The sequence below is a fragment of the Pseudovibrio sp. Ad46 genome (genome assembly GCF_001623065.1).
Lineage (GTDB): Bacteria > Pseudomonadota > Alphaproteobacteria > Rhizobiales > Stappiaceae > Pseudovibrio.
The window spans coordinates 1-23620 of the sequence record NZ_LMCG01000085.1 but is presented as its reverse complement, the minus strand read 5'-3'; the positions used below and the strand labels follow the sequence as shown (position 1 = coordinate 23620).

Genomic DNA, 23620 nt, shown 5'->3' with positions numbered 1-23620 from the left:
AGTAAAGAAAAAACTCAGCATTTGTGCATATGCCGCAGGTCAAAAAAACAGGGTGAAGATCTATTTACGCCACGGCGGTGTTTCTTTTGCGAAGAATGCAGAAATGCCGGCCTGTGCTTCAGTGGTTTCCCATCTGTCCGCTAGGGCATTTGCTGTGTAGGCAATCTGATCTTCTGCAGGCATACGCGCTAAATTCTGACAAAGAGCTTTTGCGTCAGCTACGGCACCCGGTGCGCAATTCAAATAAGCTTCTGCTTCTTTCTGCGTTACTGCGTGCAGGTCCTCTGGTGTTGTCACCAATGAGACAAGACCGAGGTAATGGGCTCTTTGCGCACCAAACGGGCGGGCATTCATGAAGACCTGACGGGCATGACCTTCACCCAGGCGACGCACAACATAAGTGCCGATGGTTGCCGGGATCAGACCGAGGCGCGTTTCAGTCAGAGCGAATTTGGTGTTGTCAGCAGCAACCACCAGATCGCAGACGCTGAGAATGCCAACTCCGCCGCCATAAGCAGGGCCATGAACACGAGCGATCAATGGCTTCTTCATACTGTCGAGGCGTTTGAGCATGCCTGCCAGACGATTGGCTTCCTGCATTTTGCCGATGCGGTCTTTCTCTGCCTGCGCCTGCATCCACTTGAGATCGCCGCCAGCACAGAAGGTTTCGCCGTCCGCTGCCAGAATGGTTGCGCGGGTCTGCTCACAGTTGTCCAGCTCTTCAGCTGCAGCAACCAGTTCATCCATCATCTGCGCGTTCATAGCATTGTGCTTTTCAGCGCGTGCCAGCAAGAGTGTGGTGATGCCATTGTCCGCTTTTTCGATGCGAAGGTTCTGATAGGTCATGCCGCCGCCGCCTCTTTGATGGAGAGAATAAACTCTTGCGTTTGTTCCAGCTTCTCAATGTCGAGGCCGGTGTTGTAGTCCAGCAATTTTGCCATTTTTGCAACAGCCAGTGTGCTGACGTTGCCTTTGGCTCCTGGTGCATATGGACAACCGCCGAGACCACCGATGGCTGAATCGAACGTGCGCAGGCCCATTTTGATGCTGGACATGATGTTAGCCAGAGCCAGGTCTTTGGTGTCGTGGAAATGGCCGGCGAGTTGCTCAGCCGGGATGACGCTCAGGACTGCATCCAGCATTGCTTCCGTGGTTTCCGGAGTTGCCGCGCCAATGGTGTCGCCGAGGGAAACCTCGTAGCAGCCCATCTGCAGCAGACGTTCTGAGACCATTGCTACGTTTTGGACTGGAGTTGGGCCATCGTATGGGCACTCAACGATGCAGGAGACGTAGCCGCGGACCGGAATGCCGTCAGCTTTTGCAGCTTCCACGATTGGAGCGAAGCGTTCGAAGCTCTCTTCAATGGAACAGTTGATGTTCTTTTGAGAGAAGCCTTCTGATGCGGACGCGAAAATTGCAACTTCATCCGCGCCGGATGCTTTGGCGCGCTCGTAGCCTTTGATGTTTGGCGTCAGCGCGGTGTAGCGAACGCCGGGTTTGCGCGTGATGCCTGCAAAGACCTCCGCAGCATCTGCCATTTGTGGTACCCATTTGGGGGAGACAAAGCTGGATGTTTCGATCTTATCAAACCCGCACTCGGAAAGGCGGTTGATCAGTTCGATCTTGTTTGCTGTTGGGATCAGCGTTTTTTCATTTTGCAGGCCGTCGCGTGGGCCCATCTCAAAAATGTTCAGTTTCTTGCTCATCGCTTATCAAACCTCCTCGTCGATAGCGCGGGCACGAAGTTCTCTGCGGATAACCTTTCCGGTTGTTGTCATTGGCAGGGCTTCGACAAATTCCAGTTCACGTGGATATTCATGCGCAGCTAATCGCTGTTTCACAAAATCAGAAAGTTCCTTGGCCAGTTCATCGGATGGTTCAACACCTTCCTTCAGCACAATGTAGGCTTTGACGATCTCAGTGCGCAGCTTGTCTGGCTTGCCGATGACACCTGCCATGGCAACTGTATCGTGTTTCAGCAGGCAGTCTTCAATCTCGCCGGGGCCGATGCGGTAGCCAGATGAAGTGATGACGTCATCATCGCGGCCAACAAACTGGATCCAGCCGTCCTTATCCATCACGCCTTTGTCGCCGGTGATGAGGAAGTCGCCAGAGAATTTCTTTTTCGTGGCTTCCGGATTGTTCCAGTATTGGAGGAACATGACAGGGTTTGGTGCACGAACGCCGATGTTGCCAAGTTGACCAGCTTCGAGAACGGTGCCTTTGTCGTCTACGATTTGCACATCAAAGCCCGGAACAGCTTTGCCGGTGACGCCGGGACGGGTTTCCATCAGTTCTGCGCAGGTGGAGACAACGAGGTTGCACTCGGTCTGGCCGTAGAACTCGCTGATTGTCAGGTCGAACGTGTCCTGGCCCCATTGGATCAGCTCTGCGCCAAGGGCTTCGCCACCACTGCCGAGGGAGCGGAGGGAATAGTTCCAGCGATCCTTGGGGTTCTCTACCTGCCGCATCATTTTCAGCGCGGTTGGCGGGATGAAGGCGTTGCGGATTTTCAGGTCTTGCATCAGCTGGAAGGCTGCTTCGCCGCTGAACTTCTTGAAACGGCAAGCAACGACAGGAATGCCGTGATGTAGGCTTGGTAGAAGAACGTCAATCAGACCGCCGATCCATGCCCAGTCTGCAGGTGTCCAGAAGCGGTCACCTTCTTTCGGGAACATGTTGTGCGGCATCTCTACGCCGGGTAGGTGGCCGAGCAGCGTGCGGTGCGCGTGCAGTGCACCTTTGGGCTGGCCGGTGGTGCCGGAGGTGTAGATGATGATGGCGGGGTCTTCGGCTTTGGTCTTCACTGGTGTGAAGTCTTCGCTCTGCCCTGCCATTTCAGCATGGAGTGAGCGGGTGCCGAAGTCTGTGCCTTCGATGTTCAGGATCAGTTCAAGATCTGGCAGACTGTCGCGGATCTCTTCAAGCTTCTCAGCACCTGCATTGTTGGTGATGAGAGCTTTCGCACCAGAGTTCTCTAGCCGATATTCCAGTGCTTCTTCGCCAAACAAGGAGAAGAGCGGAATAGAGATGCCACCGAGCTTGTGAATTGCAATATGGGAGAAGGCTGTTTCAGGGGCCTGTGGCAGTAGGATGCCGACGCGATCACCTTGGCTGATGCCTTGAGATAGGAGCAGATTGGCCAGCTGGTTACTCAGCTTTTTCAAGTCACCAAACGTGTAGGTGGTTGTCGGCCCGTCTTCTTCAGCGAAGATGAGTGCTTCGCGGGCGGCGTCTTTGTCCGCCCACTTGTCACAGATATCTACGCCAATGTTGAAGAATTCCGGGATGTCCCACTGAAACTTTTCTCGGAGCTCCTCGTAAGATTTCGCTGATGGCAACAACGGTTATTCCTCCTCCTCAAGCGTGAGGAGTATAACGCCTTCTTCCACCTGGTCACCTGCAGATGTCATCACTTCAGCCACAACGCCGTCACGCGGTGCTTTGAGAGAGTGTTCCATCTTCATGGCTTCGGTCACGATCAACGTATCGCCTTCAGAAACCTCGTCACCCGGCTTACAGTTTACTGCTCTCACAAGGCCCGGCATTGGCGATGTGATGGCGTTGCCTGAGGCCGCACTGTCATCCTGCTCTGCCAGATGATCCGGCAGATCGAAACGCCATGTGACACCGTCGGAGAAGAGGGTGAGACTGGTGTCTTCTGCGAAGAAATCAGCTGAGGTGATTTGACCGGAGAAATCCACACGCATGTGGTTGCTGTCTACGGAGAGGATCTGCAAATTGAAGGTTTCATCTTCAATGGCAATGGTCAGGCTACCATCATGATGGCGGTTTGCTACAACTTCGGTGACTTCGTCACGCCATGACAGATGCGCAATTTGCTGTGCTGCTGTCCAATGACGCCAGCCTGTGAGGCTCACCCACGGATCGTTTTGGACCAATGCAGTTTCAGCTGCAAAGCCGAGCTCGATGAGAGCAGCCATTGCGAAAGCGTGCTTGGTTGGAGCTGTCGGCTTGGTGAGAGCTTCCAGTTCACGGTCGATAAGGCCCGTGTCCATCTCACCCTTTGCAAAGCCTTTGTGGTTACACAGGCGATGCAGGAATGTGATGTTGGTGGTGCAGCCAACTGCCTGGCTTTTTTCCAAAGCCAGAGACAGTTTCGCCAAAGCAGCTTCACGGGTTTCACCGTGGCAGATCACCTTTGCGATCATTGGATCGTAGTAAGGGGTGATCGTATCGCCTTTGCGTACGCCGCTGTCGATGCGGGCGAACAATTCCGGCAGTTTCAACTCGTTCAGCGTTCCGGTTGCTGGCAGGAAGCCTGCTTCAGCATCCTCAGCGTAGATACGCGCTTCGAACGCATGACCGAAGATGGTGAGTTCGTCCTGCATCAGAGGCAATTCACCACCCGCAGCGACGGAGAGCTGCCAGTTGACCAGATCCTGACCAGTGATGGCTTCTGTGACTGGATGCTCCACCTGAAGACGCGTGTTCATTTCCATGAACCAGAAGCGGTCAGAGCGGAGGCCTTCTGAGCCATCAACAATGAACTCAACCGTACCAGCGCCTTCATACCCCACAGCCTGAGCTGCTTTGACGGCAGCATTGCCCATGGCGTTGCGCATCTCTTCGGTCATGCCGGGGGCAGGGGCTTCTTCGATCACCTTTTGGTGGCGGCGCTGCAGGGAGCAGTCGCGCTCAAACAGATGAACTGCGTTGCCATGCCCATCACAGAAGATCTGAACCTCGATGTGGCGCGGTGACAAGATGTACTTCTCGATGAGCACGTGTGGGTCGCCGAAACTCGACTGACCTTCGCGCTGAGCTCCTTCCAGAGCTTCAAGGAAGTCTGCGGGATCATCAACGCGGCGCATGCCTTTGCCACCGCCGCCTGCGCGGGCTTTGATGAGGACCGGATAGCCGATCTTATCGGATTCAGCTTTTAGGAACTCAGCGTCCTGGTTGCTGCCATGATAGCCCGGCACGACTGGAACGCCGGACTCTTCCATGAGTTTTTTGGCGGCATCCTTCAGGCCCATGGCGCGAATTGCATCCGCAGGTGGGCCGATGAAGACAAGGCCAGCTGCTTCAACCGCTTCCACGAACTCTGGGTTTTCTGAAAGGAAACCGTAGCCCGGATGGATGGCGTCTGCGCCGCTGGTTTTGGCAGCGTTGAGCAACTCAGGAATGTTGAGGTAGCTCTCTGCCACTGGTGCTGGGCCAAGGCGGTAAGCCTCATCAGCCATTTGCACGTGACGGGCATCGCGGTCAGCGTCTGAATAGACTGCAACAACCTTGATGCCGAGGGCTTTGGCGGATTTTGCAACACGGCAAGCAATCTCACCACGGTTCGCAATAAGGATTTTCTTGAACATACCGAGCCCCTTACATGCGGAAGACGCCGAAGGGCGTTTCTTCGATTGGTGCGTTGAGGCTTGCTGCGATGGACAGTGCCAGGACGTCACGGGTTTTGCGCGGGTCGACGATGCCGTCATCCCAGAGGCGTGCGGAGGCGTAGAGCGGGTGCCCTTGCTCTTCAAACTGATCAATGATCGGCTGTTTGAAGGTTGCTTCCTCTTCTGCAGACCAAGTTCCGCCTTTGCGCTCAATGCCATCCCGGCGCACTGTTGCCAGCACACCTGCTGCCTGAGGGCCGCCCATGACGGAAATGCGGGAGCTTGGCCATGTCCAGAGCATGCGTGGTGAGTAGGCGCGGCCACACATGCCGTAGTTGCCAGCGCCGAAGGAGCCGCCAATGAGCATGGTGATTTTTGGAACTTTTGCGCATGCCACGGCTGTTACCAGTTTAGCGCCGTCTTTTGCGATGCCGCCTGCTTCATACTTTTGCCCGACCATGAAACCGGTGATGTTTTGCAGGAAGACCAGCGGGATTTTACGCTGGCAGCACAGCTCCACAAAGTGGGCGCCTTTCAGCGCAGCTTCTGAGAACAAGATGCCGTTGTTGGCGATGATGCCGACAGGCATGCCGTGGATGTGGGCAAAGCCAGTGACAAGGGTGGTGCCATAGCGGGCTTTGAATTCGTCAAAGCGAGAGCCGTCCACCACACGGGCGATGACTTCGCGCACATCATATGGTGTTTTCAGGTCTGCCGGGACAACGCCGAGGATTTCTTCCGGATCGTAAAGCGGATCTTCCGGCGATTGCAGCAGAAGCTGGTCTGGCTTGCGGCGGTTGAGATTGGACACGGCCTGACGGGCCAGAGCCAACGCATGAGCGTCGTCACGGGCCAAGTGGTCTGCCACACCGGAGAGGCGGGTGTGAACATCCCCACCGCCCAAGTCTTCAGCAGAAACCACTTCGCCCGTGGCGGCTTTCACCAGTGGAGGACCGGCGAGGAAAATGGTGCCTTGCTCTTTCACGATGATGGTCTCATCGCACATGGCTGGCACGTATGCGCCGCCAGCGGTACAGGAGCCCATGACCACCGCGATTTGCGGAATGCCCTTTGCGGACATGTTGGCTTGATTGTAGAAGATGCGGCCAAAGTGTTCTTTGTCCGGGAACACCTCATCCTGCTGAGGCAGGTTAGCGCCGCCGGAATCCACCAAGTAAATGCATGTGAGATTGTTCTCCATGGCAATTTCTTGGGCGCGGAGGTGCTTCTTGACCGTCAGCGGATAATAAGTGCCGCCTTTTACCGTGGCATCGTTGGCCACGATCATACATTCGATGCCGTTGACCCGACCGATGCCGGTGACAATGCCTGCTGAAGGCGAGGCGCCCTCATACATGTTGTGGGCAGCGAACTGACCGACTTCCAGAAACGGAGAGCCCGGATCGATCAGACGAGCAACGCGCTCACGCGGGAGGATTTTCCCACGGGACACGTGCCGTTCGCGAGGGCCTTCGCCCCCGCCCAACAGAGCTTGCTGGCTTGCGGCGCGGACCTCATCCATTGCGGCGAGGTGCAAGGTGCGGTTGTTCTTATAGCTTTCCGAACCCGTTGCAGCCTGAGACTTGATGACAGCCATTACTTGGTTTCCTGGAAGAGCTCACGACCAATCAGCATGCGGCGGATTTCTGAAGTGCCTGCGCCGATTTCATAGAGTTTTGCATCACGCAGCAGGCGACCGGTTGGGTACTCGTTGATGTAACCATTGCCGCCGAGGGACTGGATAGCTTCCAGTGCCAGTTTAGTTGCGTTTTCAGCGGAATAGAGGATGCAGCCTGCGGAATCCTTACGGGTGGTTTCACCGCGGTCACACGCATTTGCGACGGCGTACACGTAGGAACGGGAGGCGTTCATCAGGGTGTACATGTCTGCGAGTTTGCCCTGCATCAACTGGAATTCACCGATGGCTTTGCCGAACTGTTTGCGCTCGTGGATGTAAGGCACGACGATGTCCATGGCTGCTGCCATGATGCCGAGTGGACCACCGGAAAGGACAACGCGCTCGTAGTCCAGACCGGACATCAGCACGTTTACACCGCGACCTTCTTCACCAAGGACGTTCTCATATGGGACTTCGCAGTCTTCAAACACCAGCTCACACGTGTTGGAGCCGCGCATGCCGAGCTTGTCCAGCTTTTGCGCCGTGGAGAAGCCCTTCATGCCTTTTTCGATGATGAAAGCGGTCATGCCTTTGGGGCCAGCATCCGGATCAGTCTTTGCGTAGACCACCAGAGTGGAGGCGTCAGGGCCGTTTGTGATCCACATTTTGTTGCCGTTGAGCACGTAGCGGTCATTGCGCTTTTCAGCGCGCAGTTTCATGGAAACAACGTCGGAGCCTGCACCGGGCTCGGACATGGCCAGAGAGCCGACATGCTCGCCAGAGCAAAGCTTTGGCAGGTACTTTGCTTTTTGCTCAACAGTACCATGACGGTTGATCTGGTTTACGCAGAGGTTGGAATGCGCACCGTAAGACAGGCCAACAGATGCGGAGGCGCGGGAGATTTCCTCAACCGCAACAACGTGGGCGAGATAGCCCATGCCGGTGCCGCCGTATTCCGGGTCGGCTGTCATGCCAAGTACACCAAGGTTCCCCATCTCTTTCCAGAGATCATTGGGGAACTCGTTGGTCTCGTCGATCTCAGCGGCGCGCGGCGCTAGCTTGTCTTGTGCCCAACGGCGAATGGTTTCGCGCAGAGCGTCAATATCTTCACCAAGACCAAAATTCATTACAGCGTCAAACACGGCGCTTCCTCCTGCTACCGAAGCTCTGCGATCCACGCTCTTTATCGAGCTTCCCAGTGGATCGTAAATTAATTAAACGAACGTTCGTTTGATTAATAGCAGGGGCTCAGCTACTATGCAATAACCCTTAGGGCGCATTTCCTGTTGCGTATTCTTTCCCGAAAACTGCTAGGCATCGCTCGGGCATGCGCTGAAACATTGCGTCTCCTGATTGATTGGAAAAGGTTTAGACCGTGGCACGAACCAAAGGCTCCGTTGGTGCAGATACAAAAACTGCGATTTACGCAGCAGCGAAAAAGCTGATTGAAGCCAAGGGCTTTGAGGCGATGACGCTTCGCCAGCTTGCTGCTGAGGTGGGCGTACAGCCGGGGTCTGTCTATCGCTATGTTGAGAGCAAGGACGAGCTGCTTCAGGCGCTGATGAACCAGCATATGATCAGCCTGATTGAGAACTGGGAGAAGCTGGAGGGCAAGGGCGATGATCCCGTTTCCCGTCTCAAGGCGTTTGTTGCGTTTCACATTCGCTATCATATTGAGCGCCGTGCAGACGTTGTGATTGCGAATCTGGAGTTGCGTTCACTTGGTGAGGACTATCGGGCTGATGTGGTGACCAAGCGCAGCCAGTACGAGGCCAATCTGCGGCGCATTCTGTCCGATGGTGTAAAGGCGGGTGTGTTTCCCTCTGTGGATTTGGAAGTTGCCGCCTTTGCTATCATCGCCATGCTGACCGGCGTTTGCTTCTGGTATCGCCCTGACGGACGCCTTAGTATCGATGAGATTATCGAGGTGCACCAGAAGATGGTGCTGCAAGGCGTTGTGGGCTAAGGGCTATTCTTGTGATTGATCTGGTTAAGCTTTTTGCAGCTCTTGGAGCTGGCTATCTGCTGGGCAGTATCAGCACGGCAGTGCTGGCTGGGAAGATGTACGGCAAGGACATACGGGAGTATGGCAGCAAATCTGCCGGGCTCACCAATGCACTGCGCGTGCTTGGCAAACCCGCTGCACTGCTTGTTCTTGTCGGAGATATCCTGAAAGGCGTTGCTGCTTGTCTGGTTGGCCTGTATCTGGGTGTTTATGCAGGTTCAGGCGTGGCGATAGACAGTATGAGCATGCTGCTTGCTGGGGCAGGTGCCATTGTTGGGCACAATTGGCCGGTGTTTTTTGGTTTCAGAGGTGGTAAAGGCGTGCTGACTGCAGCTGCCGTGCTTTTCATGCTGGATCCGATTATAGCACTAAGCTGCCTAAGCTCTTTCGTAGTTATTGTTGCCGCGACCCGCTTTGTCTCTCTGGGCTCAATCTGCGCGGCGCTGCTGTTCGTTGTGCTTTCTTTCATTCCGGTGTTTGGTCACACACTCTACTTCCAGGCCTTCGCAATGGTGATGGCGTTTATCGTGGTTGCCAAGCACCGTGCGAATATTGGTAGACTGCTCTCCGGTACTGAGAATAAGCTGCGTTTTAAGAGTGGTAAGCCCTCATCGTAGCGGAACCATCCTGTTCTTGATCGGGGAAGCCTTTACTATCGAAGTATTGGTCATTGCTTTTTCGTGGAGGGGGTCGAGCAGGTCGTCTAGTTCGCTGATGTCTTTTAGGTAGATGCGGGTGACGAAGCAGTCTTCTCCGGTGACCTTGTCGCAGGAGGTGAAGCGGGGCTCGTTGAGGATGAGTTGCTCCACGACGTGCAGATTGCCGGGGCTTGGTTGGATACGGACGATTGCTTCCAGACTATAGCCGAGTGCCTTTGGGTTTATCTCCACCGTAAAGCCTGTGATGATGCCGTCCTGCTCCAGCTTGCGAACACGCTCTGTGGTGCTGGGGGCGGAGAGGCCGATGCGGCTGGCCAGTTCACTGATAGAGATTCTGCCGTCTTGCTCCAGGATCTCAAGGATTTTGCAGGCAGTTTCATCCAGCTGTTTCATCTCATTAGGTGCTTTCGTCTGATCGCTTTATATTATGAAGGCAGAAAGTGTAATTTGCCTTTCTTTTTCTATATTGCATAGAGCTGTTGCTGGTTATTTTTTTAATCCTGACGATTGGAGGTTCTTATGCAGACAGATCTTTTAGCGCTTCAACATATCTCGGCGTTTTCTCATGGAGAGGAAGGTGGTAATCCTGCTGGCGTGCTGGTGGGGGATGTGATGCTTCCTGATGCGCAGATGCAGTCTATTGCGGCTGATCTCGGCTATTCTGAAACTGTGTTTGCGGTGCCTCTGGCCAACGAAGAGGGGTATCGCGTGCGGTACTTCTCTCCAGAGAATGAAGTGCCATTTTGCGGGCACGCAACGATTGCGCTGGGCGCGGTTCTGGCTCAGCAGCATGGCCGGAAAGTCCATCGCCTTGCGTTGAATGAAACTATGATTTCAGTGGAGAGCTGGCAGGAGAACGGGCAGTTGCAAGCAGCTCTGCAATCTCCGCAGACCAAGAGCGCCGCATTGGAAAATGACGTGAAAGTCCAGCTGCTTGATCTGCTTGGTTTGAGTGAAGGCGATCTGGATCTTCGCATTCCACCTGCGCGTATTCATGGTGGTGCGGATCATCTGGTGCTGGCATTGACTGACAGAGCCAAGTTGGCGGGCATGGCTTATGATCTGGAAGCCATGAAGCAGTTTATGCTTGGACAAGGGCTGGTGACGATCATGCTGGTTCATGTTCGCAGGCTGCAAGAGTTTGACGTGCGCAATGCGTTTGCGTCAGCTGGCGTGTTTGAAGACCCGGCCACGGGTGCTGCTGCTGCAGCGTTTTCTGGTTACCTGCGGGATATTGGCTGGGCACATGGTGGTGAAATCCGGATTGTGCAGGGAGAAGATATGGGAGCGAAGTCACTCATTTCGGCAGAAATTCCTGCTGAAGTTGGTAGCTCTATCCGCATTGCTGGCAGTGCACGGCGAATGATCTAACGCGTTCTCTTGGTACGGTGGAACTTTTAGCCCGAGGCAGCCTGCCTTGGGCTTTTTGCTGTGGCGAAGGCTTCCTTAGATGAGTGAGAGGCGGATTTCTGCGTTTAGTGTGTTGGAAACCGTACATATTTCTTTGGCGGCTTTGATCAGGATCTCTGCTTTCTCGCGGTTCTCAAACTCAGGGAGAGCAAATTCCAAGTGGAAGCTGCTAAAGCGGTGAGGCAGCGTGGATGCTTTTTCAGCCTTTACGGTGATGTAGACATTTCCGAGTGAGATCTTCTGTTGCCTGGCAACCATCTCCAAAGAGATTGCCATGCACGACCCAAGGGCAGACATGATTAGGTCTGAAGGGGTAGAGAACTCATCGGAGTCTCCGTAGCCTGCCGAGTATTGATGACCGAACTCATTGGTCACCCAGAACTGTCCATACTCATGCGATGCGACCGTCAGCGGACCATAAGACTTGGGTTTCATTTTTATCGGCATACTAATGTCTCAGGAGTTCTCGGAGTTTGCAGTTGGTCTGGCATGTATACGAGTAACTCGCGGCTTACGTAAATATGCAGCATGGGTGAAAAATACAGCAGCGTTCACTCGTTGGTTATTGGGCTTGCTCTACAGGAATATGTTGTAAACACAATGTGGCTGGGTGTGAGGCACATACTGCTACAGTATGGATGTGTTCAATTGGCAGAATTGATTGGCGAGTTTGGCAGGTAAAATGATGGCAACGAATGAGACTGAAAACCTGCTTGCACTGCTGGTTGAAGATGACCTGGATTTGGCTGGAACGATTGCTGATGTGTTGAAAATCCACGGCATTAGTTGCGATCACGCTTACAATGGTGAGGCGGGTCTTGAGTTTGCGCGGCAGGGTTATTTTGACGTTATCATTCTTGATCTGACGTTGCCTAAGATGGATGGTCTTACAGTTTGTGAAACGCTGCGGCGGGAAGGTATTGATCGCCCAGTTCTGATGCTGACTGCGCGTGATGAACTTTCTGACAAGTTGGCTGGATTTGAAGCCGGGACGGATGACTATCTGGTCAAACCCTTTGCGTTTGAGGAACTGGTTGTGAGGCTGCGAGCGCTTTCCGGACGGCGGAGCGCGAAGGCGAAGCTGTTTGAGGTTGCTGATCTGCAGGTGGATTTTGCCCGAAATATTGCAAAGCGTGGAGATCGTGTTCTGCGCCTTTCTCCGACGGCCTGGAAGATCCTGGGTATTTTGAGCAAACATAGCCCAGCCTCGGTGAGCCGAGAACAATTGGAGCGTGGATTGTGGGGTGATGAGCCGCCAGAGAGCAACAGCCTTAATGTGCATTTGTACAAACTTCGCCAGCAAATCCAACGCCCTGCCGAATCTGAAATTATCTGCCGAGATGCAAACGGGGGGTATAGCCTGAGGGAGAAAGTGGATGGTGAGTAAGAAAGCAGCCAGAGTGCGCGGACGCAGCATATTTCGTGAACTTGGTATCGCTTTCTTTCTGGGCGTTATTCTGCTGTTGCTGGTCTACACGTTTTTACTGCCAATCTTCTTTGTAGCTGGCTCAGATGAGAGCATCATCTACCTACTTGAGGATCTGGGCGAAAGTTACGAGGAGGCCGTAAAGGCAAATCCTGATGCTCCGCTGCCTGAGACCTACCTTATTCAGAGTGCCTTTTCGCTTGAAGCGTTGCCTGCTGAAATGTCTCGTCGTTTCAAAGAGGAGCCATTGGAGCCGCTGGAGCTGTATTACGATGATGAAGATCGAGGTTGTGATGCTGAGGGCAATTGCAAGGAGACCTATTATCTCTATCTGTACATCTATCCGCTGGAAGATGGCCGCAACCTTTACATCACACTTGAGAGTACAGAAGAATATCTGGAGGGCTCCGAAGAGGATCAGGTGGTCCTTCTTGCCTTTGCAATTATAGGGATCGTCAACCTACTCGCCACCTTTGTGAGTGCGCGCATTTTATCTAAGCGGTTGATCCGGCCGATCCAGAATCTGGAAAACTGGGCTCAGTCATTGAATGCTGAGAATGTAGGGGAGACACCGCCCAACTTCAGGTTTCGCGAATTGAATAATCTCGCTGTGAAGCTCACATACACTGTTTCCCGTATTTCTGAATTTGTTGAACGTGAGCAAACATTCCTGCGTTATGCGAGCCATGAGTTGCGGACGCCGATTACGGTGATTGCCGGCAATATTGCGCTTCTGAAGAGCCAGGAAAGTGGTTCTGAGGATACTGTGCCCGTGGAGCGTATTCAGCGGGCTAATCTGAACATGCGCATCATTGTAGAGACTTTGCTTTGGCTGGGCAGGGAAAGCTCTGCACCGCCGCGAGTTGAAAAGCTCGTGCCAGCAAAGCTAATTGTAGGGTGCATTGAAGAACTGTCTTATCTGAAGGGCAATAAACCGCTCACAGAAGTGCTGGATTTGAGTGAGGATGAGGCCGAGCTGCCTAAAGCACCTTTGCTGATCCTGTTTGGCAATCTGATCCGTAACGCGTTTCAACATGCCCAAAAGGGTGAGATCAAAATTAGTTATCAAAATGGGGTCTTTGAGATTGAAAACCCCGTTTCAGCTGGCACCAAAGCGGATGCTACCTCTGTTTATGAGGAAAGCTTTGGCTTCGGCCTTTCACTTTGCGAACGCATAGCACGACGGATGGGCTGGGATTTTACTCTTGAAGAACAACAGGATGCCATCATCACACGTCTGGTTTTGAGACCTACTGATACTGGTAAAGAGTAGTTTCAATTATTTGTATTTGTCATGAATAACTGAGATTCCCCATGATATTACAAGGGTATTTCTAGTTTGAATCTTCCATTTATGGCGGTTCAAAGAAAATATTCTTCAATTTTATTGATATCTGAAAATTTTACTATTTAATTTACGTAGAGACAGAAGGGGTGTTTGTCCGATTCGGGTGGGGTGATGCAAAGCGTACACGATGAAATGGTCCAGCGGCTTTATGCCAATATCGCTCTTGGTGAGGATATTGGGCAGGCGTTTGAGCCTATGGCATCGTCCTTTCGTGAGACCATGCTCTGTTACAAGATCGTCTCACTCAGCTCGCTTGAATATCATCACATGACTTTCCTCAATACAAAAGAGGACATGGAAGCAAAAATACTTGCTGCGGGCCAGAGCAATCCATTGCCCCGATTTGCTAAATTTGCCCCATTGAATGCCTTAATTCATACCGAGGATTTCATCAGCCAAGATGAAATTCGGGATACTGATTTCTTTGATCTGGTCTTCAGCGATTATGGAGTGTTTGATCGTGTTCGCGGTTTTATGATCCACCGTCAGGGGATGGATGCGGCAATGGTTTCTGTAGCGGTGCAATCTGATTTTGATGGTCCTGATGCAATGCAGCTTGAGAAAACTCTTGAAACTGTCAGACCTCATTTTCAGAATGCGTTTTCGGTTGCGTTGCATCTTGAGCAAAGACGTGGTTTGACTGACGCCTACTCCTTCTGGTTGGATCGTATTCCAAGTGCGGCGTTTATTTTGGATCAAGGGCATCACGTTGCTTTTGCTAACAAGCAGGCAGAGGTATTTTTCAGTTCCAGCCAGAGCTTCTTTATTGATCGTCGTGGAGAGATTTCCTCACGCCATAATGAACATCGAAAGTTGTTTGAGGATGCGATTTTACGGTGTCGGACTTCTGGTAAGCCTCTGGGGCCATTGGTCCTGAATGGTGAGGCGGCGCCCAATCCGTTCTTTGTTGTGATGCCTATCAATGTGCTTTCAGAGACGCCTGCTTATCTGGCGCCCTTTGTACGCGGGCCGCAGCCACTCCTTTGCATGATAATGGATCCGGGTGACCAGCCCTTGGCGGAGTTGGACAACCTTCAACGTTATTTTGGGGTTTCCAAACGTGAGGCTGAGTTGCTCCAGTATCTGGTTCGTGGGGCATCTGTGGGGGAGACCTCTCACGCTCTGGAGATCAGCTACAACACTGCACGCAATCATATGGCGCGAATTGCCGACAAGGTTTCTGTAAATTCTCAAAGTGAGTTGGTTCGACTTGCAAGTGACCTGGCTGCAAGGGTGCCGCGACAGAACGTGAGATGACAGTTCCTGAGGATTTGATTGGTGTTCAGATGTAGTGTTTCCTGAACTGTGTCTTGTTGTTGACTTGTCTATGCGGGAGACAGCTGACAAAATGCATGTCAGCTACAATACTGCGCGTAATCATATGGCACAAATAACGGAAAAGGCTGGCTTTGAGTCTCAAAGCGAGCTTGTTCGCATTGCCAGTGATCTTGCTGCGCGAGTTCCATCCTCATTGTCTAAGCAATAAAGGTTCTTGCATTGCATAAACGTATTTATGTCTTCGGAGCTTCATGCGCAGGTTCAACTACGCTTGGCCATCGACTTGCTCATGCTCTGTCAGTTCCTCATGTGGATTCTGATGATTACTTTTGGGAGCAAACAGAACCACCCTTCGCAGTAAAACGATCTGAAGAAGTGCGTGCTGCTCTCATGAAACCAGCGATGGGCGAAGGTGGTTGGATTTTGAGTGGAGCTTGTGAGGGTTGGCGAAGGAGCTTGTCTCTCAAAGCTCGCTTGTTGTTTTCATCAGTGTGCCGCAGGACGAGCGCTTGCAGCGATTGAAAAAACGAGAAATGGAACGTTTTGGGGATCGCATTCTTGAAGGCGGTGACATATTTGAGACGCACGAGGCTTTCTTTCAGTGGGCATCGCAGTATGAGCAACTCGATTTTTCTGGCAGGAGCCGGCATAGGCATGAAGCCTGGCTGAAAGAATGCAAAATGCCTGTATTGCGTCTTGATGGAAGATTAGAGCGTGATGATTTGGTTGCAAAAGTACTGCAAATATCTGCATGAGCATTGCATAATCAATAGTTTATGGTCTTTTGTAGATAAAAGTAGATTTTATATTCTAAAACATCACTGCGATTATTTGAGTGAATGTAGATTTACGTAAAGGACAGGTGTGAAATTAAAGAGTAGATCTACTTGTGTGTTCAATATGAATATTACATGTGTTTGATTGTGCTTTGTCGATTCTCTAGTTTATATAATTTTGATTTAAATTTATGGAGAATTGCGATGAAATACATTTGTGCCTTCCTGTTTGTGGTGTTTTCATTCAGTGCAAATGCTGAGTTGATCAGGTCTCAGGTTGCAGCAAACCGTACTGCAAAACTTAACGTTTATAGCTATTACGTTCCTGAAACATGCAGCTCTGCGGCCTTACCAAAAGTCTCTTTTGTTAAGAAGCCGGAACATGGTGTTGTTCGCTTTGTGCAGTCCCGATCTGCACTGCCAAAGACAGCTGGTAAATGTGCGGGTAAACAAACGAACGATCTGATCATGTACTATTCGCCGGATAAAGACTTTCGGGGCACAGATAAGGTCGTGACCAAATTTCGGATGTATTCGGCAGGACGTGTCATATCTGGTGGGAACACATATGAGATCGAAATTAAGTAGCAGTCCGTCTTACTGTCGCATGAGCAACCGTTCGGTTCATCATTACGGAGCGGTTTTTTATGGGTTCAAGCTGTCGTTATGACTGCGTACGCGGATGAATTTCATTGAGGCTGATTTGTCTGTCGGAGTGGTTTAGATAGCTGGCAGTATATCCTCATATTCTGGGTGTTTTGAGTGAAAAACTCAATTGTGATCATCTTGATGGCAATTATATTGTCGTCTGGCTGCGTGTTTTCTTTCAAGTCGTAGTGATGAAGGTGCTTAATGTTGACATGAGCTCAGCAATGCCTAAGAGTTAATTGATGAATTTTCGTAGTGGTTTGGTCGGGGAGGACTGAGCCGCTGCAAGAACTAATAAGCCGGGACATAATAGTATCGTCAAACTAGCCGGCCGGGGGAGAGTAATATGCGTCTGTTTTCCTACAAAAACAGAAAGGTTCATCTTGGACCATATCCTTCTGAACGATTGAAGCGGACGCATGAGGTGGTTGATCTGAGGCTTGTGCCCGAGGTGATGCCAACGGTTTTCTCACAGGCCGATAATCCAGAGATCCTGAGCAACTCGATGGCATCCTTCAGCGCGATCATGGATGCGATCCGCGATGGGGCACACAACGCCAAGCCCTCAGAGATCCCGGATGATCCGCAGGAGAGGGCTAATCACCTCAAAGCTGCTGGTTATTTCTTCGATGCCACTATGATGGGTACGTGTGATCTGGTTCCTGATCATTTTCTTGAACGATCGCTGCGTAATCCTGATCTGGATAAGCTCGCAAAAGATCTTCAGACCTTTCAGCCCAAGACTCTGGCAGCTGGCATTGACGTGACCATGGCTGATGTCCGCGACAGCGCCGCATCCACCCCCGGACCTGTGACACATCATGGCTCTGCGCTGGTGGTGCTAATGGAGCATCCGCGTGAGCCGAGAGCTGATGAGCCAGGTGGTGATTGGATTGTGGGTACCTGCGAGCACCGTTCTGCTATCCGCGCGGCTGAAGTGGCTGTGGTTCTGGCCAACTACCTGCGCTTGTTGGGTGTCGAGGCGCGTGCGCATACCACGAGCAGTGCTGATGTGGACCTGAACCGGTTGGCGGTTTCTGCCGGATTGGTGGAGGTGCTTGAGAAAGACGGTGAAACAGTCGTTTCCAATCCATATGTTGGCCGCGAGTTTACACTGGCGGCTGTGACGACCACGCTTGAACTGACACCTGATCAGCCGCTTGCACCACGGAAACTGGCGGATATCTGGAGTTCTCACGGCCCTGCATGGCAGCTGGGCATAGGGACATTCAAGAATGCCTTTAATCGCAAACCGTTTGAGAGCCGCGATTACCACATGGGGGCGTTCCCGTTTGAGAAGATCAAGCGGGTTGACGAGACAACGACCTTTATTGATGAGCCGCGCGTGCCGCGTGTCCCTAAACGGACGGATATGTTTGCGCGTGCTCTTTTCGGCGATATGGGTAAGCCCCTTCAGGAAGCTGCTAAAAATGGGGGGTATCTCGCCAAAAACCCGATGGGGTACTGCGCCCGCCGTGCGCTTGCCGCGCTGATCTTGCTGCAAGATGGTGAGACCGCCTCTGAAGTTTCGCCGAGTGCGGTAGACCCGGATAAAAACGCGGCCAACGTAAAGTCGGCACTCTATTTCCTTGGTGCTGATGCTGTTGGCCTATCCCGCTGCCCAGATCACGCCTACTATTCTCATGATGCACGCGGTGAGCCAATTACGCCTTACCATAAAAATGCGATCTCCATTCTGGTGGATCAAGGGCATGAGACGATGGAGGGCGCAAGCGGAGATGATTGGATCTCCGGCGCACAGTCGATGCGAGCGTATCTGCGAACCTCCATTATTGGCGGTATCGTTGCCGAACAAATCCGCCGCCTAGGGTATCCGGCCCGCTGTCACTCTGTCGTTGATGGTGAAGTTCTTCAGCCACCGCTGTTACTGCTTTCTGGTCTTGGGGAAGTGAGCCGTATTGGCGAGGTTATTCTGAACCCTTACCTTGGCCCGCGCTTAAAATCTGGCGTGGTGACGACGGATATGCCGTTCACCTGCGACAAGCCAATCGATTTTGGCCTGCAACGCTTTTGCGAAAGTTGCAATAAATGTGCGCGTGAGTGTCCATCTGGGGCGATCACAGCTGGGCCGAAACGTATGTTCAATGGCTACGAGATCTGGAAGTCAGACTCTGAGAAGTGCGCGCGTTATCGTGTGTCCCAGCCAGCGGGATCCTTGTGTGGTCGCTGCATGAAAACATGTCCGTGGAATCTTGAAGGATTGTTCAGCGAAGCTCCGTTCCGCTGGACAGCAATGAAGCTGCCATCTTCTGCCAAAGTTCTTGCCAAGCTGGATGACAAGCTTGGCAATGGATCCATAAACCCTGTCAAAAAGTGGTGGTGGGATCTGGTTGCGAGCGGTGATGGTAATTATGTGATTGCTGAAGAGACCAATGCGCGCGAATTGCAGCTCGACCTTGATCTTAAATATGAAGATCAGACGCTGGCGGTGTATCCAGCCAATCTTGCGCCGCATCCATGGCCATTTCCGTTCATGATGGACCGGGAAGCAGGGATCAAGGCCTATCAGGATATGATTTCAGCTGAGGAATACAAAGCCCGCCTTGCTGTTGGGTCGAATGACCTGGCTCCTGTTTATGAGGTCAGTGCGAGTTCGTCTCCGGTCTTAGCAGTTCGCCTGTCTAAGGTGGATGTGGAAGCGGAAGGTGTATCGCGCTACGAGTTCATGTTGGATGATGGCTCGCCGTTGCCTGTGTTTGAAGCTGGAGCGCATATCGATGTTGTTGTGGCTCCTGAGTTTTTGCGCCAGTACTCACTGGCGGGCGATCCGGCAGACAGCAGTAAATATGTGATTGGTGTTTTGGAAGAGAAAGAGGGGCGCGGCGGTTCAGCGCTCATGCACCGGATCTTCGATGAAGGACGCCGGGTTTTCATTTCCAAACCGATCAATCATTTTCCGTTGCATGAAGATGCAAAGAAAACCCTACTCTTTGGCGGTGGAATTGGTGTGACACCAATGATTGCAATGGCGCATCGTTTGCATGTGCTTGGGAAGCCTTTTGAGTTGCACTACTGTTTCCGTCATCGCCACAAGGCTGGGTTCATCGATGAAATTCAGCGAGCACCTTGGGCGGATAAGGCTTTCATTCATTGTTCCAGTGAAGGAACACGGGCAGATTTGAGCACAATTCTGGCTGACTTTGAAGACGGGTATCATGTTTACACGTGTGGTCCGGATGTCTTCATGGATGGAGTGCTGGAGACTGCTGCTGCTCAAGGCTGGTCTGAGGAGAGCTTGCATAAAGAGTATTTCTCGGTTCCGGATCAGGGTGATTATGTCAACACAAGCTTCTTTGTGAAACTGGCGTCAACGGGTGAGCGTATTGAGATCCCGGAGGACAAGAGCGCAGCTGATGTCCTGAACGAGAAGGGAATTTCAGTGCCAACCAAATGCTCGGATGGCATTTGCGGGGTCTGCACGGCCAAATATCAAGGTGCCGAAGTGGAGCATCGTGACTTTGTGCTGAGTGGGAAAGAAAAAGAAGACACTCTGGTTCTGTGCTGTTCCCGAGCGAAGAATGAGGGCGCCGAGCTTCGACTTGAGCTCTAGACGAATTTTTCATGATGTGGTTTTGACGTTTTGAGGCGGGAGCTGTTGTTTCCGCCTCTTATAACTTTCTAGTGCTCTCCTGTAGCTAAGTTAGAATGCGCGCTGTTTGTCGAGATTCCTGAATTGCGAGAGCATATATTCATCCAGATCGGTGGATTACGCCCGTATTGCTGTTGGGCCGTAATGCTCAACCGAACTTAGAGCAACTTTAAGGGCTGAAAATTCCAGAGGTTGATTGGGCTGCTGGGTTCTCCCATTGGCCAATTTCCTCAAGTATAACGGTGTTATATTTTTATTGAGTCGTTATGGGGGAACTATGACTAAGGTACTTTATGAAAAAGATGGCCGTATCGCACGCATCACACTGAACAGGCCTGAGGTGATGAATGCTATTGATATGGATATTCCGCAAGAGCTGGCGGCTTGTGTGGCACGGGCGAACTCAGATGACGGTGTTCATGTCATTGTGCTTGGCGGTAATGGGCCTGCGTTTTGTGCGGGATATGACCTGACGGCTTATGCTGAAACGGAGGGAAGTAATCCGGGTGTTCAGGAAATGCCTTGGGATCCTATGAAGGATTATGCCTTCATGAAACAAAACACAGATCTATTCATGTCGTTGTGGCGCAGTTATCGGCCTGTCATTGCAAAAGTGCATGGCCACGCCGTTGCAGGTGGTTCCGACATTGCACTGTGTTCTGACATGATTGTTATGGCAGAGGATGCGCATATTGGTTACATGCCGGTCCGAGTGTGGGGATGTCCTACAACTGCAATGTGGGTTTATCGGCTTGGCCCGGAACGTGCAAAACGCATGCTGTTGACTGGCGACAAAATTGATGGTCGAGAGGCAGAGCGAATTGGTCTGATCCATAAAGCTGTGCCCTTAGATCAAATTGATGAGGAAGTTGAAATGCTTGCTGAGCGGATGGCTGGTATTCCGGTGAACCAGCTGATGATGCAAAAACTCATGATCAACCAAGCGATTGAGTCCATGGGGCTTTACCAGACGCAAATGATAGCGACGCTCTTTGATGGTATTACGCGCCATAGCCCTGAAGGCATGAATTTTAAACAGCGGGCGGAAGACGTGTCTTGGAAACAGGCTGTTCGCGAGCGTGATCAGGGCACATTTGATTGGACCGCTAATCGCCCGATTAATGCGCCTCTTTAATGTGAGAAACGATGCCTGATTTACATGATCAAGAAAGCACCAAGGTTGATGCCCGCCAAATGCGGGCAGACCATCTGAGAGGGACACGCCGGTCGCTCATTGTGAATGCTGCACGTGATGTTTTCACAAAAGAAGGTCTCGACGGGGCTTCGATGCGCTCCATTGCCCGAACTGCCGGATGTACAACCGGTGCAATCTACCCTTATTTTCATGGCAAAGAAGAGCTTTACTGTGCTGTTTTACAAGAAGCACTAGAGCAGCTGCATTTCAATGTCACTGAGGCCATTAAAACCTGCTTATCTATAGAAGAGAAGGCTCAGGCTGGTGTACTTGCATTCTTTGATTTCTATAATGAACGCCCGGATGATCTTGCTTTGGGTTTGTATGTGTTCAGTGGATTGAAGCGGGTTGGATTGGGGCGTGAGCTTGATGGTGTTCTTAACGTGCAAGTTAGTAGGGTGATTGCATTGATTGAGGGGTGCGCTCGTGCTGGAGGTCGGTCTCCGGAATGGCCGGCTGGTGCGATTGCGCATTGCATGGGGTTGTTGGTGATGGGACATACAGGTCGGTTGTCTCACTGGGACTATGACGGGCGCTACCTGTTGGAGCAGTTTTTACGTCGGTGATTGGCCTTTGCCTCCTTTCTAGGTGTAAGCCGGATGGTGCATTCTAGCTTGGTGAAGTATAAGTTAGCCAGTAGCAGGGAACGATCTACTCAATAAGTTCATTATTCGATTATCAAAGAACTCGGGTTTTACCGATAGTCGGGTTGTCTGGTGTTGGCTTTGATAGTGTAGCTTGTTTTGATCTTGGTCTATTCCTGTAATGTTCTCCTTGAGTCTTTGTTGGTGGTGATTGGGTTGCCGAGATTGGGTTGATATTTGGAATTGGTTTGATTTGAAGGCTTGAAGTAGTTTGAGTTTGGCCGTTTGCTTCGGGTGCTAATGTTGTTTGTGCTTGTCGCATGTTGGACAGGAGTATTTGCGGTGAAGTGCTAGGCTTATGTGAATGCGCTTTTGTCGTGGTGCGTGCAGTATCGGGCTAAAACGGAACCTTCTTGTTGTGATGGGTGCGGTGCCGGGTTGAATTGAGCGTTCTCTTGGACCTGGGGGTGCTGAGTTAAATGAGCTGTAGTGCTTTTGCTGACTTGATTTAAAGTGCTGGCTTTGTGGTTTGTCCGATGCCGATGCCGATGCCGATGCCGATGCCGATGCCGATGCCGATGCCGATGCCGATGTTGTCGTGCTGAGTACGGGGATATGTTTTTCTGGAGCGGGAATAGATGTTGGCAGATGGGGAATAAGTCTGCTGCTGAATCTTGCTCTTAGTTGTTTTTTGGACTGACTTGGTGCGAGGTCTTTTGTGGCCTTACTCTGCTGTTTGACCTGCTGGTTTTACATAGCAATGTAACATTGCAGGTTTGAACGCAAAAAAACGCAAAGCCTCTCAAATCTGGCGTTGTGGTGTTTTTTGGCTGCTGAAGGTGTTTTTTTGTTGTTGCGCTTTGTGTGTTGGTTTGGCTTTTCGGCTCACGGCTCACGGCTCACGGCTCACGGCTCACGGCTCACGGCTCACGGCTCACGGCTGTAACACTGACCGGTCAACTATCGCGCACTTTATATGCATCTGGTCTTTCTCTAGTGTCTGTCCTTTAAGAGTTGCCTCTGATTGGTGACGCTGATCTCTTTGGCTCCAACCTTGGCTTGTTCAGCACTCTGACGCTAGCTGTAAGAGGAGGTGGTGTGGGATGTTTGATGCCAGGGTCTCTGTCTGCGCTTCGTCATGTTCTCTTGTGTGTCTCCATCTCTCATTGTTGCTCTTGGAGTTCTGTGCTGTTCGGTGAGGTTCTTTGTTAGCCAGGTTTTGTGTGTTTTGGGGTGGTCTTGATTGGTGTGTGTTTTTTCCCAGTGTCTGTGCAAATTTTGGTTTTGTTAATTTTTGGTGTTTTGGCTGGTTGTTATTGGCTTGTTTCTGGGGTTTTTGTGGTGTTGGTGGTGGTGTGTGGGTTGATATATGAAGTTATTGAATTGTTTGAATTTTAGTTTTTGCCCGATTGTTTTGTTTTTTTGGAGTTTGCGTGTTGACGGGTCGGTCTGGTATCCCTATAACCCGCTTCACGCCACCGGGGCGGGCCACTGAGGCGCGGTTCTGGAGGCACAAAAACAGAAGGATTTACGGGGTTTTTAAGAGGTCTTGTAAGTCTGGATATTGAGGCGAAAGTCTCTGTTCATTGACAATTGAATACGGAAGAAGAAAGAGAAACGTGGACGGCGGTTATTCGCGAGTGTCTTGGTAACAAGACGCTGTTACGGAATAGCTGACTTAGTTTACGTTTTTCAGAGCACCAAAG

Annotated in this window: 21 protein-coding genes; 13 read left to right on the top strand and 8 right to left on the bottom strand. The window is 51.7% G+C overall.

Annotation, left to right across the window (positions count from 1 at the left end; all coding sequences use genetic code 11):
* Positions 1-60: 60 nt before the first annotated feature.
* From PsAD46_RS27105 to PsAD46_RS27080, 6 genes are read right to left on the bottom strand one after another with little or no spacing between them, the layout of a single operon-like run.
* Positions 61-846, bottom strand: a complete 786-nt coding sequence (locus PsAD46_RS27105) for an enoyl-CoA hydratase-related protein (RefSeq protein WP_063308318.1) — start codon at positions 844-846, stop codon at positions 61-63.
* A complete protein-coding gene (locus tag PsAD46_RS27100; RefSeq protein ID WP_063308317.1) occupies positions 843-1706 on the bottom strand; it encodes a hydroxymethylglutaryl-CoA lyase in 864 nt (287 codons plus the stop codon). Before PsAD46_RS27100 ends, PsAD46_RS27105 begins: the two co-directional genes overlap by 4 nt.
* A gap of 6 nt (positions 1707-1712) precedes the next feature.
* Complete coding sequence (locus tag PsAD46_RS27095) at positions 1713-3344, bottom strand: acyl-CoA synthetase (protein WP_063308316.1); 1632 nt, start codon at positions 3342-3344, stop codon at positions 1713-1715.
* A gap of 3 nt (positions 3345-3347) precedes the next feature.
* Positions 3348-5336: an acetyl/propionyl/methylcrotonyl-CoA carboxylase subunit alpha gene (locus PsAD46_RS27090; protein WP_063308315.1), complete on the bottom strand. Its 1989-nt coding sequence runs from the start codon at positions 5334-5336 to the stop codon at positions 3348-3350.
* A 10-nt stretch (positions 5337-5346) separates the two neighbouring features.
* Positions 5347-6954 (bottom strand): carboxyl transferase domain-containing protein, encoded by a 1608-nt coding sequence (locus PsAD46_RS27085; RefSeq protein WP_063308314.1) that lies wholly within the window; start codon positions 6952-6954, stop codon positions 5347-5349.
* The gene (locus PsAD46_RS27080) at positions 6954-8102 is read right to left on the bottom strand and encodes an isovaleryl-CoA dehydrogenase (protein ID WP_193776999.1); all 1149 of its coding nucleotides are present in this window, start codon (positions 8100-8102) and stop codon (positions 6954-6956) included. The genes PsAD46_RS27085 and PsAD46_RS27080 overlap by 1 nt, the downstream gene beginning before the upstream one ends.
* Before the next feature lie 248 nt (positions 8103-8350).
* Between PsAD46_RS27080 and PsAD46_RS27075 the strand changes: the two genes are divergently transcribed.
* Positions 8351-8941 (top strand): TetR/AcrR family transcriptional regulator, encoded by a 591-nt coding sequence (locus tag PsAD46_RS27075; protein WP_057465420.1) that lies wholly within the window; start codon positions 8351-8353, stop codon positions 8939-8941.
* An 11-nt stretch (positions 8942-8952) separates the two neighbouring features.
* Positions 8953-9597, top strand: coding sequence for a glycerol-3-phosphate 1-O-acyltransferase PlsY (gene plsY / locus PsAD46_RS27070; RefSeq protein WP_063308313.1), 645 nt, complete (start codon positions 8953-8955; stop codon positions 9595-9597).
* Here the strand turns inward: plsY and PsAD46_RS27065 are convergent.
* On the bottom strand, positions 9589-10032 hold the full coding sequence (locus PsAD46_RS27065; RefSeq protein WP_063304506.1) for an Lrp/AsnC family transcriptional regulator: 444 nt from the start codon (positions 10030-10032) through the stop codon (positions 9589-9591). The two genes, plsY and PsAD46_RS27065, sit on opposite strands and share 9 nt — an antisense overlap.
* Before the next feature lie 126 nt (positions 10033-10158).
* Between PsAD46_RS27065 and PsAD46_RS27060 the strand changes: the two genes are divergently transcribed.
* A complete protein-coding gene (locus PsAD46_RS27060) occupies positions 10159-11010 on the top strand; it encodes a PhzF family phenazine biosynthesis protein (RefSeq protein WP_063308312.1) in 852 nt (283 codons plus the stop codon).
* A gap of 75 nt (positions 11011-11085) precedes the next feature.
* Here PsAD46_RS27060 and PsAD46_RS27055 read toward each other — a convergent pair whose 3' ends face one another.
* Positions 11086-11484, bottom strand: a complete 399-nt coding sequence (locus PsAD46_RS27055; protein ID WP_208982070.1) for an OsmC family protein — start codon at positions 11482-11484, stop codon at positions 11086-11088.
* A 247-nt stretch (positions 11485-11731) separates the two neighbouring features.
* Here PsAD46_RS27055 and PsAD46_RS27050 point away from each other — a divergent pair, with 247 nt between their 5' ends.
* The 10 genes from PsAD46_RS27050 (at position 11732) to PsAD46_RS28235 (ending at position 22614) form a co-directional block, all read left to right on the top strand.
* On the top strand, positions 11732-12436 hold the full coding sequence (locus PsAD46_RS27050) for a response regulator transcription factor (RefSeq protein WP_082827085.1): 705 nt from the start codon (positions 11732-11734) through the stop codon (positions 12434-12436).
* Positions 12426-13748, top strand: a complete 1323-nt coding sequence (locus tag PsAD46_RS27045) for a HAMP domain-containing sensor histidine kinase (protein ID WP_208982069.1) — start codon at positions 12426-12428, stop codon at positions 13746-13748. Before PsAD46_RS27050 ends, PsAD46_RS27045 begins: the two co-directional genes overlap by 11 nt.
* Before the next feature lie 186 nt (positions 13749-13934).
* Positions 13935-15080: a helix-turn-helix transcriptional regulator gene (locus PsAD46_RS27040; RefSeq protein ID WP_063308310.1), complete on the top strand. Its 1146-nt coding sequence runs from the start codon at positions 13935-13937 to the stop codon at positions 15078-15080.
* A 34-nt stretch (positions 15081-15114) separates the two neighbouring features.
* Positions 15115-15309: a helix-turn-helix domain-containing protein gene (locus PsAD46_RS27035; RefSeq protein WP_063308309.1), complete on the top strand. Its 195-nt coding sequence runs from the start codon at positions 15115-15117 to the stop codon at positions 15307-15309.
* Positions 15310-15544: 235 nt separating this feature from the next.
* Entirely contained in the window at positions 15545-15856 is a 312-nt protein-coding gene (locus PsAD46_RS28490) for a hypothetical protein (RefSeq protein ID WP_208982067.1), read from the top strand.
* Between the two features lie 225 nt (positions 15857-16081).
* Complete coding sequence (locus PsAD46_RS27025; RefSeq protein ID WP_063308308.1) at positions 16082-16465, top strand: hypothetical protein; 384 nt, start codon at positions 16082-16084, stop codon at positions 16463-16465.
* A 406-nt stretch (positions 16466-16871) separates the two neighbouring features.
* Complete coding sequence (locus PsAD46_RS27020) at positions 16872-20096, top strand: 2Fe-2S iron-sulfur cluster-binding protein (RefSeq protein ID WP_063291508.1); 3225 nt, start codon at positions 16872-16874, stop codon at positions 20094-20096.
* 316 nt (positions 20097-20412) lie between these two features.
* Positions 20413-21270 carry a crotonase/enoyl-CoA hydratase family protein gene (locus PsAD46_RS27015; protein ID WP_063291509.1) on the top strand — a complete coding sequence of 286 codons (858 nt, stop codon included), beginning with the start codon at positions 20413-20415 and terminating at the stop codon, positions 21268-21270.
* An 11-nt stretch (positions 21271-21281) separates the two neighbouring features.
* On the top strand, positions 21282-21896 hold the full coding sequence (locus PsAD46_RS27010; RefSeq protein WP_063291510.1) for a TetR/AcrR family transcriptional regulator: 615 nt from the start codon (positions 21282-21284) through the stop codon (positions 21894-21896).
* 547 nt (positions 21897-22443) lie between these two features.
* Complete coding sequence (locus PsAD46_RS28235; protein WP_193776998.1) at positions 22444-22614, top strand: hypothetical protein; 171 nt, start codon at positions 22444-22446, stop codon at positions 22612-22614.
* The last annotated feature ends 1006 nt before the right edge of the window (positions 22615-23620 follow it).